11 protein-coding genes are annotated in these 13842 nt (G+C 52.6%); 1 reads left to right on the top strand and 10 read right to left on the bottom strand.

From position 1 onward, the window contains the following. Positions 1 to 38: 38 nt before the first annotated feature. The 5 genes from hpnA to AC5JO6_RS14040 form a co-directional block, all read right to left on the bottom strand. Positions 39 to 1028, bottom strand: coding sequence for a hopanoid-associated sugar epimerase (gene hpnA / locus AC5JO6_RS14060; RefSeq protein WP_496081691.1), 990 nt, complete (start codon positions 1026 to 1028; stop codon positions 39 to 41). Positions 1029 to 1081: 53 nt separating this feature from the next. After that, positions 1082 to 1291: a DUF6887 family protein gene (locus AC5JO6_RS14055; protein WP_496081690.1), complete on the bottom strand. Its 210-nt coding sequence runs from the start codon at positions 1289 to 1291 to the stop codon at positions 1082 to 1084. Next, entirely contained in the window at positions 1288 to 1461 is a 174-nt protein-coding gene (locus tag AC5JO6_RS14050) for a DUF6888 family protein (RefSeq protein WP_496081689.1), read from the bottom strand. The genes AC5JO6_RS14055 and AC5JO6_RS14050 overlap by 4 nt, the downstream gene beginning before the upstream one ends. A gap of 3 nt (positions 1462 to 1464) precedes the next feature. Continuing rightward, the gene (locus AC5JO6_RS14045; RefSeq protein WP_496081688.1) at positions 1465 to 4185 is read right to left on the bottom strand and encodes an efflux RND transporter permease subunit; all 2721 of its coding nucleotides are present in this window, start codon (positions 4183 to 4185) and stop codon (positions 1465 to 1467) included. Positions 4186 to 4598: 413 nt separating this feature from the next. After that, complete coding sequence (locus AC5JO6_RS14040) at positions 4599 to 6866, bottom strand: DUF4912 domain-containing protein (RefSeq protein ID WP_496081687.1); 2268 nt, start codon at positions 6864 to 6866, stop codon at positions 4599 to 4601. A 55-nt stretch (positions 6867 to 6921) separates the two neighbouring features. On the opposite strand from AC5JO6_RS14040, the gene AC5JO6_RS14035 reads away from it, so the two are divergent. After that, a complete protein-coding gene (locus AC5JO6_RS14035) occupies positions 6922 to 7599 on the top strand; it encodes a 5'-methylthioadenosine/S-adenosylhomocysteine nucleosidase family protein (RefSeq protein ID WP_496081686.1) in 678 nt (225 codons plus the stop codon). Between the two features lie 30 nt (positions 7600 to 7629). On the opposite strand, the gene AC5JO6_RS14030 is transcribed toward AC5JO6_RS14035, so the two are convergent. The 5 genes from AC5JO6_RS14030 to AC5JO6_RS14010 form a co-directional block, all read right to left on the bottom strand. Next, complete coding sequence (locus AC5JO6_RS14030; RefSeq protein ID WP_496081685.1) at positions 7630 to 8058, bottom strand: VOC family protein; 429 nt, start codon at positions 8056 to 8058, stop codon at positions 7630 to 7632. Between the two features lie 462 nt (positions 8059 to 8520). Further along, on the bottom strand, positions 8521 to 9012 hold the full coding sequence (locus AC5JO6_RS14025; RefSeq protein WP_496081684.1) for a hypothetical protein: 492 nt from the start codon (positions 9010 to 9012) through the stop codon (positions 8521 to 8523). 357 nt (positions 9013 to 9369) lie between these two features. Further along, a complete protein-coding gene (locus AC5JO6_RS14020; protein WP_496081727.1) occupies positions 9370 to 9690 on the bottom strand; it encodes a type II toxin-antitoxin system VapC family toxin in 321 nt (106 codons plus the stop codon). Between the two features lie 137 nt (positions 9691 to 9827). After that, on the bottom strand, positions 9828 to 10097 hold the full coding sequence (locus AC5JO6_RS14015; protein WP_496081683.1) for a hypothetical protein: 270 nt from the start codon (positions 10095 to 10097) through the stop codon (positions 9828 to 9830). A gap of 96 nt (positions 10098 to 10193) precedes the next feature. After that, the coding region (locus tag AC5JO6_RS14010) for a class I SAM-dependent DNA methyltransferase (RefSeq protein ID WP_496081682.1) at positions 10194 to 13842 on the bottom strand (3649 nt) is incomplete at its 5' end.

Here is a 13842-nt window from a genome sequence, read left to right as displayed (position 1 = left end):
CATAAAGGCTAAAGGCTAAGTTTTTTAGACTTCATCCTTTAGATTTTCTTCACGTAACCATACTTCACAAACCACTCTATGCTATCGCGCAGAGCCGTAGAAATGGCGGTTTGAGGCAACCCAAGTTCCTGCACAGCTTTCGTAGCGTTGTAGTACATGGGCTGTTGCGCCATGCGAACCCCATCCAGCGGTACAGACGGGGTTTTGCCAAGCGGTGCGAGTAGTTGTTCGTCAATCCACGCTACGGTGAGAGGAATCCAGGCAGGAATGGCGCGTTGAGGTGCGGGTTGTCCAGTCAGGGCAGCAAGCTGATCGAGCAGTTGCTTGAGGGTGAGGTTTTGATTGCCCAGGATGTAGCGATCGCCCGTCTTCCCTTTCTGCAACGCGAGTAAGTGACCCCACGCCACATCCTGCACGTGGATGAAGTTTAAGCCTGTATCGATATACGCAGGCATTTGGCGACGCAGAAAGCGCAGGATGATATCGCCTGTGGGTGTGGGTTTGATATCCCAGGCACCGATCGGGCTACTGGGGTTAACAATCACAATGTCTTGCCCTGCTTGCACCGCTTGCACCGCTTCCTGCTCTGCCAGATATTTGGATTTTTTGTAGTGCCCCACCAGTTTTTCGACGGGACTTTGATGGGTTTCATCGACAGGTTTACCGTCACTGCTAACACCGATCGCTGCGACAGAACTGGTATACACCGTGCGCTCTACGCCTGCCTTCTGGGCTGCTGTGAGAATATTGCGCGTGCCGATGACGTTATTCTGATACAACGCTTCGCGATCGGTCTGCCACAGCGAGTAATGCGCCGCCACGTGAAAGAGAAACCGACACCCACTGATGTGCTGCCACAGGTCAGGATCATTCAGGTCACTTTTGACGATTTCAACATCTAGACCTTGTAGATTGTCTAAGTGGCTACCCGATCGCGCCAGTGCCTTGACTGCATATCCTTCTTGCAGCAATAAGCGCACCAAATTCGCGCCAATAAACCCCGTTCCACCCGTAACAAATGCTTGCATTGAGTAATTATTGTATTTATGGCGGCATGACTTGTTGAAACAGACTGGCAAATTCAGGAGGCTTCCTGCTGTTTTTTGCCTTTTAAATACTCTGCGATCGCCCCAGCGACATTATCTTCAGGCTGATATACCCGTGCATTTGGATTCTCGCTATGGCGCTTGTCGAGGTAAGTTTGTAGAGCATCATCATCATCTCGGTGCGCCAAAATATAGGCTCGAAGTTCAAGCGTTGTCATCGTTGTAAAGTCAGGTTTTATGCTCATACAAACCTCCATTTTCCATTGGGTTCAATCTCAAGATTGATGTCTTCTCTTGCTAAGAGAATTACGTTTCCAGAGCGCTTATCCACAGTCACTAAATCAATAGAGCAATACTTGCTGGTCAGGTCGTAGCAAAGCTGAAAGCATTTCAAGGCTTGCGATGTCGTGGGCATACTTTAAATCTTACTCCTTTCCCCTTTGAGCCGAAACTTCAGGTCGTCGAGGAGGGCGTAGACGACTGGCACCACAATCAGGCTCAGGAGGGTGGAAGTGATGAGTCCGCCGATGATGGCGATTGCCATTGGTGCTCTGAGTTCGGCTCCGGCTCCCAGACCGAGGGCGATCGGCATCATGCCGAGAATGGTAGCAGCGGTCGTCATGAGAATGGGGCGCAGGCGAATGGGTGCCGCTTTGAGAATGGCATCCGTACGCGATAACCCGCCGCGACGAAGTTGGTTGATGTAGTCCACCAATAAAATGGCGTTTTTGTTTGCCAAGCCCAGCAGAAAAATGATGCCGATGACGGAAATCATCCCAAAATCGCTGCGGGTGAAGAGGGATGCCAGCAATGCCCCGACGATCGACAGCGGCAGCGAGAACACGATCACCAGGGGATCAGTCCAACTGCGGAACAGGATCAACAACACCACTAGAATGCAGACGATGGAAAGACCCAGCGTGAAGCCAAAACTGCCGAAGATTTCGCCCACTCTGGCAGAATCACCACCCAAATCGAGCGCTACAGAGGATGGTTTGACTTCGTTGGCGATCGCCAACGCACGATCGGTCGCATCACCGATCGCCATGCCCTGTCGCAGATTAGCGCTGACATACGCCACCCGACTACCATCGCGTCGCTCAATTTCCACAATTTTGTCCGTCGTATTTGCGCTGCCCGTAGTCGTGACATCAGCAAAGCCAGGAAGTTTTTCAAGTCGCTGCTTGATGGTGTTTGCGGTTTGGCTTAAAACCAGTGGGTCATCACCGATTAGCCCTACTTGCAGCGGCTTCTCACCACCCGTATCCACAAACTGAATATCTTCGACGCTTGTGGTGACATCCTTGATGACAGGCAACTGCTGCCGAAACTGGTCTTGCAGGGTAGCCGTATGGACGGTGTGTCCCGGTCGCAGCTTAACGTAGAGCCTGCCTTTATTCGGCTGTTGCTGCGTGCCTACAGTCGTAAAGACTGTTTCGACTTGAGGCGACTTGAGCACAAACGCTTCTAGCTTTTTTGCCGTGTCTAGCGATGGGGTCAATGGATTAATGGCTGCTGCCTGCTGTGCCGCTAAAGCTGCCGGATCTACTCCAGGGGGTAACGTTGCTGGATTTGCGGCAGCGGCTTGAGCTTGAGCGGCTTGAGCGATCGCTGCAATGGGTAAAGGAGCCGTGTAAGTGATGTTAAATTCACCGCGATCGAGCTTGGGAATAAACCCCTTAGGAATGATGGGAATCAGCGCCAGCCCAGCCACAAAGCTCAGTAGGGCAATGCCTACAACGATGCCCCGATGAGCCAACGACCACTGCAAGAGAGTGCGGTAGCGTTGCACAAAGCCTGACCAGCCCTGTGTCGTGGGATGGTTGTGTTGTGGTCGCAGCCAGTAGACTGCCAGTAGGGGGGAAAGCGTCCGGGCAACCAATAGCGAAATCAACACAGCCGCTGAAACGGTGATCCCAAAGGGGCGAAAGAACTGTCCGACTACGCCCTGCATCAGCCCTACTGGAAGAAAGACTGCCGCGATCGTGAGCGTTGCTGCGGTCACCGTCAAGCCAATTTCATCCGTTGCCTCGATCGCGGCTTGTCGGGGCGATTTGCCATCCTCATCCAGGTGACGGGCGATATTTTCTACATCGACGATCGCGTCATCGACAATAATCCCCACAACCAATGCCAGCGCCAATAATGTAATTGTCTCCAGGTTGAACCCGAAGATCGCCATCACAATGAACGTGCCCAGCAATGATGTTGGGATTGCCAGCGCCGAGATCAGCGTTGCCTTCCAGTCCCAGAGAAAGGGAAAAATGACGATCGCAGAGAGCGCGATCGCTAGCCCTAGCGCATCCACGGTCGAATCGGTTGCTTCGCGGATATACTCTGCCTGAGTCGCTGCCAGGTTTAGCTGTACGTCTGGTAGCTGCGATCGCAACTGCACCACTGTCTGGTCGATCGCCTTCACCACGTCCAATGTATTCGCATCGCTGCGCTTAATCACCTCAAGCGCCAGCGCCTCCCGCCCGTTGAAACGAACTGCCGATGAACCCGCATCCAGCACAGCTTGCTCTGCCGTTTTTGGTGTTGGCGTTGGTGGTGCAGCGGTCGCTCCAGCAGGTACACCCAGCAGATTGACTTTGAGGACACCGGGCACCTGAGCGATCGCGGGCATGATCCGCCCCTCTGCTACATCGGTCAACTGAGACAGCGTTTGCTGCTTACTCTCTTGCTGCGTACTCTCAATGGCATAGCTGGCAACGGCGGATTCATTTAAGTTGACTGGCGTAACCGTATACTTGGCTCCAGTCGGCAATTTGAGTGGCTTGAGCGTTGCGTCAACGCGCTTGACCGACTGCTCTAAATTCGTGCCAACATCAAACGACAGGCTGACGATCGCCCGTCCTGGATAGGTTGAAGACCGCACACCATTCAAGCCTTCACGCTCAAGTTCCTGTAGCGCCTGTTCTAATGGTTTTGTAAGTTTAGTTTCCGTCTCTTGAGCAGCAGAAAGTTGTGCTGACGCATTCACCACAACCACAGGAAACGTGATGTCTGGAAACAGCGCATACTTGAGTGAACTGAATGCCAGCAGCCCCGCTACAGAGACAGTAATCCAGAAGCCCAAGGTGAGCCAGGGGTAGTCGATAGCAAGCCTGGAAAGGTTAAAACGCGATCGCAAAGACATAGAAAAAGTCGGGCTAAACAGTATGCATAGGCTATCAGTCATCCTATCGCTTTCGGCTTCGGACGGATGATATTGGCGATCGTCTGCGACTCTTAGAGCTTGCTCAAAAATAACGGCACACTTTTGGATCAGCTATCAGCTATCAGCTTCTCGCTGACGGCTACAGACCATGCTGTTATTTCTGTACAACTCCTTACCTTACGCGATGTGCAGCTAAATTCGCCCTCATCCCTACCCTTCTCCCCAGGGAGAAGGGCTTTCGGACGTTTCTGGTTCCTTCTCCTGCTGGGAGAGGGCTAGGGCGTAGCTTGCTTCCCGTAAGGGTGGGTAGTCTCAGCAAGATTTTCAGGTCATTGTTCAGTTGTACGGTTGAATCCATCTCGATTAATTGCGGCATGATTTAGCTCCTGCTCCTAACTGCCAGGAACTCTCGTGTGTGGCGATCGTGCTAACTTCAGAAAGCGCCCATCCAGCGTGACGTAGCCCAGTTCCGCAACATAGTCGAGATTGCTGACCGGGATGGGTACATGCTGCTCGCGCTCCCATTCGTTGCACAGAAACTGTTGAACACTGGAAGCTGAGACGGAGGCTGTGTCCGCTGCCTCATACACCTGGAGGACTAGCTGCTGTCCACCCTGATGCTTCAGAGCATCTTTGTCAGCCTGGCTCACATTCCAATAAATATACGCATTTTGAGCATCGCGGGGCACCAGAAAAACCTGGCTTTGGCTGATCGGTTGACTGTCCAGGGTGCGATCGCGCTCCATCCCATGTGCGGCTTCGCCAGAAAACACAGATGTAGCAGTGGCAGAATGAGTGGCTTCGAGGCTGGCTGTCCCAAAAGTTGCCAGAGTCACACTACCCGACTGAACCGTATCCCAATGGTTTACTGTGGCATTGCTGCTGTGGTCATCTGCAATCACAGTGCTATTGGAGCTGAGTGGAAAACTACTCCGATCGTCTGCCAGTACAGCACCACCTGCCAGCGCCGCGCCGCCAATCTTGATGGCATCATCAAACAGCATGGGTGGTTGTGCCTGGGTCGGAGCAGGTACGATCGTTTCAGCATCAGGCACGATCGCTTCTGGTAGCGGTTCACAGGCAGGCACTCGTACAGGCTCCGATCGCGCGACCTGAAGCCAGCGACCATCGCTGGTAACGTAGCCCAATTCAGCCAGATAGTCCCGGTTGTCTGTCTGAATGGGGAGATGTCGGTCTTGAGCCTGTGCCTCACAGTCAAACTCTTGCAGACTTACAGGCGGCTGATGTTGAATATCGACACCCGTCACATCGTAGAGCCGCAGCACCAGCTTCTGAGCACCCTGCTGCTGTAGCGCGACGGCAGCGTCAGCAGGGATTTCCCAGTAGGCATAGGCATTCGTGCAGTTTCGGGGTACTAAAATCAGACGACTGTTGCCCGCCGATCGAGCCGCTTCAAGCAGTGGAGCAGCAACCGCTGGCACCGCTGGCGCGATCGCTCCCTCGGTCGTTACTGGCTCATAGGGAGGGAGCATCGTTTCTGCTGGCTCAATGTCTTCTGACTCAATGTCTTCTGACTCAAACTGTGCCTCACGGCTTTGTACTAGCCACCACAATCCTCCCAGCAGCGGTAGCCCCAGCCACCACCACCACGGCATTGCGTTATTGGCGGCTGTACTTGTATCGGTATTGCTGGGAGCAGGTGCTACCGTTTGCGGTGCTGGTAGAGAAACGGCTGGAGGGCTGGGTATCGTTACTTGAGGACGCGGGGACACATCGGCAGTAGTGACGATCGCCGCACTCGCTTCCTTACGCGCCGTTTCAATGGTCTTACGGCTGGCAGGAGCCGCAGCGAAGCCCAGGAATGCCTGAGCGGACGGGTTGGGCTGCGGTCCTTTATAAACGTAAATGAGTGGTTGAGAGAACGGATATTTGGGATTGTTTGGTGAGACTTTGTTCATTGTAATGACCCGCACATCGCCTCGTCCCTGAAGCTGATCGGCGATCGCATACCCAATCCCACTCGTCTTAAGCGCTTCCACAACCTGACTGGTATTGTCTTGAGCTAGCTGTCTAGCTGTTTTTCCGGTGACAAAGGGTGCCTGCTTGAAGACAGCATAGTTACGAAAGGCTTGACGCGTGTCGCTATTATCAGGGCGATCGATGAACCGAATCGGTCCTGGCTCTCCACCCAACTGCGACCAGTCTTTCAGCTCACCGCGAAAAATTTTGGCGAATTGCTCAAAGGTTAGGTCGCCCTTAAACGGGTTTTCAGACCCCACAATGACCGCAATTTTATGCCGCGAGACGGGCACTGCAATCAGCCCCTGCGCTTTCTCCTGCTCGGTGAGCGATCGCCCGATCGCCGCCAGATCAGCATTACCATCCAGCAAATCTTTGATGGCGGGTCCGGTGCCCTGTGTATTGAGTTGGACTTCCGTCCCGACGAACTGTTGCTCAAAGCGCCGCTTCAGCACCTGGTTGATGGTTTCCATGCTGCTAGAACCACCAATGCGGATGGACGTACCAACTGGAACATTCGTCGGCGGTGGAAAGGTGAGTGTGCCCAGCACTGGAGTCAGACTGGGACTAATCTGCAAGGACGCTGCCAACGGTTTGGCTGTGGCTACCCCAGTAGCCGCCACTGCAAAGAGCACTGACAGGGAGGCGATCGAAGTCTTTTGTTTACGCAACCGCGTCATATCAACAGTCCTGATATGTCAGTATTGATCTCACAAATAGCATAACCAACGGTCGGTGATTCATATCATTCTTGTCCCACAGGGAGCAGAGTATCAGGCAGTGTGCCGGGGCATTGGACGTGCGACAACGCCTGTAGTGGTGCCTATTCCAGTGGGAGCAGCACCGCTCGGTCGCTATCTGAAGACGTGGCAGCAGAGGGAAGCTCTTAGGGGTGGACAAACATTTTTGGTCATGGGGCTATGTGGTGGACTGACACCAAACCATACGATCGGAGATATCGTACTCTACCGAGAGTGCATCGATCGCGCCGAAGCGCACACTCGCTTACCCTGTGATGCCGCACTGACTGAACGACTACAGTCAGCATTCGTGCAGGAAGCAACGCTGGTTAGAGCATTAACGAGCGATCGGCTCGTGTGGTCAGCCCAGGAAAAACACCAGCTTGCTCACCAGTACCATGCCGATGTCGTTGATATGGAAGGCTTTGCAGCGCTAAAGTCTCTAGCTCAAACGGGTGCTACGGTCGCCATGTTACGAGTCGTCAGCGACAACGCTCAGCACAATCTACCGCGCCTTACTAACGCGATCGACGCGCATGGCTCACTACAACCACTGCCGCTAGCTTGGGGGATGGTGAGGCAACCGATCGCGGCTGCCCGCTTGATTCGTGGGTCACTCAAGGGCTTAAAAACGCTGCAAGCCGTCACCAGACGTTTGGTCAACGAGGTCTAGATGCTGACTGGCACGGGAACCTCAAAGCGTTCACGAGGGTAGAATGACACCATTAGAGGAATCAAACTCCCAAAACGGATTCCAGGCTACCTCCCAGAGATGTCCGTCTGGATCAGCAAAATAGCCGCTGTAGCCGCCCCAAAAGACATCTTGTGCTGGTTTCACAATGGTTTCGCCTAGCTGCTCAATTAGCTGCAAGACCGTATCAACTTCTTCTCGGCTCTTGGTGTTATATGAGAGCGTGATGCCTGAAAAACCTGTGCCTGTCGCATCAATCGTGGCATCTTCCGCGAGTTCCGTTCTTGGGTAGAGCGCCAAGACAACACCACCAAGTTGAAAAAATGTAATGTCGTCATTACTGTTACTTGCAGGTTTCCAGCCCAGCCCGTCGCGGTAGAACTGAAGCGATCGCTGCAAATCTTGCACGCCTAATGTTATAAGGCTCACTCGTTGCTGCATATACTTCTACCCAAATAAATACTTTTGTACTATAGCCGAATAGCGCCCGGTATCGTACAACGATTCAATCCCTGGTCGAGCGATCGCTGAACCTGGTCGAGCTAACTTTGCAGCTACTTGAGTGAGTGCCAGGTTGAGTGGAGTAACGTTTGAGCCTGATCGAGCCATATTTGAGCTGCGTCAGGCTATCGCTAAGCTAAGTCGAGTCATACTTTTGCTCAGTCAGGCTATCTCTGAACCAGGTTGAGCTATCTCTGAACCAGGTTGAGCTATCTCTGAACCTGGTTGAGCGATCTTCGCAGCCGCTTGAGTGAGCGCCCAGTTGAGTTGAGTGATGGTTGAGCCTGATCGAGCCATGTTTGAGCTGCGTCAGGCTATCGCTCAGCTCAGTCGAGTGAACCTTTCGCTCAGTCAGGCTATCTCTGAAACTGATTGAGCCTGTTCAACGCTGAGTCAGCCTGTTTACGGAGTGGTTTGAGCAGAGCTTGGCTCCGGTTTGACGTGTCTCTTGCCCATTGCCTTGAACCGTTCGCCAAGCTGGTCAGCAACGCTCTTGAGACCAGGTGCATGTTTGGCGGCTGTTTTCACATAGTCATACACCAGCAGACTGCTTGCCATTGATTCACTGCCCACTGCCATCAGGGTATCATCCACTTTTTCGGTTAATTGCTCCAGCAGGTTCAGCACCTCTGCTAGCGCGATCGTCAACTGATGATCGCGATTGAATTCGGCAATGTTAAAGCTGGCAGGCACCACTTCAGCATTGTTTTGGGTCACACTCAAGCTGTTGTTGACGAAGGCTAAACTCTTGTCGCCCATCTTCACCCGCTTGCGACGCTCATCGGGCGTGAGGCTAATTAAGAACGGCATATTGGCATGGAGCGAGGCGATCGCGGCTTTGATTTCCTGCAATGTTTCCGGTGAAATGGTAGCGCTAATGTTTTCGTAAGGCATGAAAAGATCTCCAAAGAATAAATGCGGTGAGATGGTTTATGGTTGCGGCACTTACCGCCCACTCAACCTGTGCCTTTAGAATTCCCGCTGACGAAAATTTAGAACATCGTTGCGCTAAGGTGCTGGATGCTTTGAACTCTCAGTTCTTTAAAAGAGATGTGGAGCACACCCTATTGCTGATGTTGACTTGGAAATCGCTGATATTACGCGATGTGCGACTTTCCTAAAATACCTGCCAAAACTGCCCTCACCCTAGCCCTCTCCCGATGGGAGAGGGAACCGGAACGGTCTGGAAGCCCTTCTCCCTGGGGAGAAGGGTGGGGATGAGGGCGAATTAGTTGCACATCGCTGATATTACTAAAGTTTGGTGAATACTGATCGCGGTTCAACAGCCGTCATTCCTTCAGGACTGTAACGGGCAAAATCAGCAGTATTGAAAGTCAAAATGTGTGAAATCTGATGCACTCGCATGACCGCAACAAGCCGCGCATCATGTACTTGAACACCTGAAACATTAAACTGTGATACCAACCGATACCATTCTGGATACACACCCGCGTCATCTGGTAGAACAGGGAATAGCTGTGTCAGGAGACGAAGGAATTGATCGGTATCCTGGGGTGTGCGCCCAAAACCGTTGCGCGTGATTGGACGAGTCGTGACATTCCAGAATTCGATACAGTTTTAGGTTGAGACTCTCAGATCTTGTGCATCAAATCTCAAGTGGTCAATTGCCTGATGAACGATCGCATGGGATGGGTCTGTGGGATCGATAAATCGGAGCAGAATATTGGTGTCGAGCAAATAGGTCATGGTCAGGGATGGTCGCCGTAAATGCCTTCTCGGCTGACCGCATAGTCAGATAGCGGGGCAGAGTCTGGAAGGCGAGTGGCGATAAACAGTTCGATCAGTTGTGTAGATAATTGATCAAAACGCTCTGTATCTAATGCTTGGGGTTGTAAGGAGTGGTTCATCGTGCGATCGCGCAGTTGCTGCACAAATGCCTGTAACTCTGCCAGTGTGGCGTTGGGCAAGATCTGAATCGTGTCGATAATTTGCTGCCGTTGCGATGAGTTGCTGTCCATAGGGCACTCCAGACAATAGCGATGTACTCAATTGTAGACAATGGCTCGATCGGGAGGGAGCCGCGATCGCTAAAAGGATTCTACAAATAATCCCGCTTAGCTTGCCTTCTGCAACTCTGCGAGATACCAACGATCGCTCCCCTCTTCGTCATGTCTGGCAATAATGCCCAACGCTTCCAGGCTTTCGAGACAGGCGAGAATAATTTGTTTCTGACGAGAGGCACCTTTAAACTGCGCCGCAATTTGCACCACTGTCCATTCGCCACCCTGAGTACGAAGTAAATCGCGCACCGCTGCCAGTTGGTCTTTGAAAACTTTGGGAAAGGGCTGCTGTTCTACAGGGGCAATAGTGCTTTCCACTTCGACTTCAGCCATCCCTTCGAGCACTTGCTGCGTCTGCACTTCACCAGGAGCCTGATAGTCTGGACGCAGCCAGCGAATGAACCCATTACGTTCTTCTTCGGCGCGTTCTGCATTTAATGCCACCAGTCGTTCAAGGATAATTTCATTAATGCCCTCATCCCCAACCCTTCTCCCTTGGGGAGAAGGGAGTCCGGAGTTCCCCTCGCCCACTGGGAGAGGGGCTAGGGGTGAGGGAGAAAGCAAATCTTCCCACCCATACGCCTCAAACACGGCTGCATCCAGCTCATCATGGATCTGCTTCAGCGTAGAGACCAGTGCCTTGTTGTTAAATGCCCGATCGCCATCAGTCAGCTCAACCCCAGCGCGGATCTTTTCCAGCAGGTTATACATGGCAGTGATGGTGACATCGGGATGCTGTGCCTGAATGCGCTTACGGTGAGCATCGAGCCGATCGCCCAGGTCGCGGATTTTTTGTTTGAGTGCGGGTGTGGGGTCGGGGAAGGGAAAGGGATCGAAGCAAACAGTTTTGTTATAGCGAGGTCTATCTTCTAGCCTTCCCCCTGCTGCAAGTGCCCAGGTGACATGAATTTTGCTGGAGAGAACTCCCAGGAAATAAGCGTCGTCGAGGGCGATCGCAATCAGCATATTATCTGGAACAACGTCATGGTCTAAAAACACAAACACACGATGCTTTGCTGTTTCTACTGTGACAACGTATCGCTCAAGTGACTGTAAAGCTGGTCTTAAAGTGGCTCTTGCTTCACCATATATCCACCAGTTGTCACGAAGTGCCTTGCGATTATTGGTGTCTCGCTCAGGTTTAACTCGTTCATAAATCCACTGATAAACAGTTGGGTATGACGTTTGTACCTGTGAGATCGACAATCCGAATAAATCGATCGTGTAAAGCCCTCTTGCTCGATCTGTAATATCTCTTCCATGAAGATAGGGCTTGATTACAGAGTGCAGCGAAGAATTAGCTGCATATCCCAACAGAGAAGCTTCCTGTGGCGTAACTAGAAACCCCGCTCCTGTCATTTTCATCCCAGGACATGACAGATTTAGATTGGCTTTTAGCTTTACTGAACTACTAACGTCGGCTCCAGCCTGAAGATCGCTAAAGATCTTAGTAACTTGATGCAACCTTATATCAACTTGCTCTGCTGAATCTTCTGGTGTCTCTGCTTCAATTTCTCTCACAACTCTTCCAAGTTGTGCCACTCGGACAATATTCGATGTATCAGCTTGTCCTACTGTCATTGCAATTCTGACGGCTGCACCTTCATCTTCTACCCAGGGATGATCGGCAATGGCAAAGATCAAACGGATAGGGTCTTTTTGATTTTGATGGAACTCGATTACTTTGCGCTGACGAACCTGATGAATGCTGTTTGTTGTGATGAAGCCAAAGCGAGTAATGTGGTTTGCTCTGGCTAACTCTGCGGCTTTGTGCCACCAATACATGACGTAATCGACGGTATCGGGGACATCTTTATACACTTTGCGGAGGGTTTCAGCATAGCCATCGCCTAGTCGTTCACGAATCCAGGCATTGCCAATGAAGGGGGGATTGCTCACGATGTAGACTTGACCCTCATCCCCAACCCTTCTCCCTGATGGAGAAGGGAGTCCGGCGTTCCCCTCTCTTGTTGGGCGGTAGACTTGACCCTCATCCCCAACCCTTCTCCCTGATGGAGATGGGAGCCGAGCCACATTCTTGTCCCCCTCGCCCTCCGGGAGTGGGGCTAGGGGTGAGGGCAAAGACTGCGCGATCGTCTCCAAAACTGCTTCTGTGTTACTCAACACCGCTTCATTCTGAAAGCGCAAAACCGTAAAGCCATTTGCCTGCATCCATTGGTCGCGATCGCTATCCTGTTGCTGTTGCTGTTGATGAATACCACCATCTAATTCAACGACAAGACGAGCCTCATGGCAGTAAAAGTCAGCAATAAACTGTCCCAGGTTATGCTGTCTACGGAACTTGGCATTATGAAGACGGCGATCGCGCAAACACTCCCACAGTAACTTCTCTACAGGCGTTTGCTGCTGCCTCAACTCTTTTGCTCGTTGCAGTAATGCTTTGGGAATTTGTCTAGTACGCCCCGCCAGCATAGAAAGTCCCTCATCCCCAGCCCTTCTCCCGCTGGGATAAGGGAGCTTCCGGTTCCCCTCTCCCACCGGGAGAGGGGCTAGGGGTGAGGGCAATCCAGGCAACCACTCAGCGGGGCGCGGATTGATATACCGATAAATCGGGATCTGATCACTCGAATCGGGCACCAGTTCTCCCGTCACGGGATGCTTCATCGTCCGTCCACCCCAGCGCGTTCTCAACTTCCCCGTCTTCGGGTCAACCTCCTCCTCCTTACCGTCATACGCCAGCACCGCATCGCGGCACTCAATGTTGTGGTATTCCCGCAGCACAGGCTCCACTGGGGGAATGTCGCCAAACCGTCGAAAGTGCCACTGCAAATAGCCAATCCAGATCACCAGATCGGCGATCGCAGCCGCCCGTGGGTTTAGCTCAATGCCCAAAAACTGCGACGGGTTCACCTGGTCAATATCCAGCCGTAGCTGTGCCTGTCCCGTCACATCTTCCAGTCGACGCAACACCTCTGATTCCAGTTGCTTCATCAAATCCAGCGTCACATACAAGAAATTGCCTGACCCACACGCCGGATCAAGAATTTTCACCGTGCGTAACTCCGCCAGAAAGCCTTCTAAGGCGGCAACGGCTTTCTTCTTCTGGGTGGTGGTTGGCTCTGTATCCACATCGCCCAAAATCTGCTTTACGTCCCCCTGCACCAGATCCCACTGTTCCCGCAATGGCTCCATCACCACCGGACGCACTAGCCGTTCCACGTACGATCGGGGCGTATAGTGCGCTCCCAGTTTGCTGCGTTCCTTGGTGTCGAGTGCCCGCTCCAGCAACGTCCCAAAAATCGCAGGCTCCACGTCCTTCCATTCCCGCTTTGCTGCCGTCAGCAACACCGCAAGCTGATCCGCATTCAACTCAAACGCCGTTGCCTCAGCAAACAAGCCCCCGTTAAACTTCAGCAACCTGCCATAAAAGCCAAACGCCGTGCCATCATTCATCGCCTGCCACAGCGCTTCCACCTCCGGCTGAAAGGTCTTGGGGTTAAGCAACCAGCGCGTCTCCAATGCCTCTGTAAACAAATGCTCTTTCAGCAGTCCCACATCTTCTGCAAACATCGTAAAGATGCAGCGCATGAGAAAGTGAGCCACTTCCTGCGGTCTGCCCTCGTCCCCTAGCTTTTTGCCCTCATCCCCAGCCCTTCTCCCTGAGGGAGAAGGGAGCCGATTCAGTTCCTCTTTTCCCTGGTAAGAAGGCACTAGGGGCTGATCCAGTTCCCCTTCTCCCTGG

The sequence above is a fragment of the Tildeniella sp. genome (genome assembly GCF_059505325.1).
Note: the sequence above shows the minus strand (reverse complement) of the source record. Positions and strands in the feature narration are given on the sequence as shown.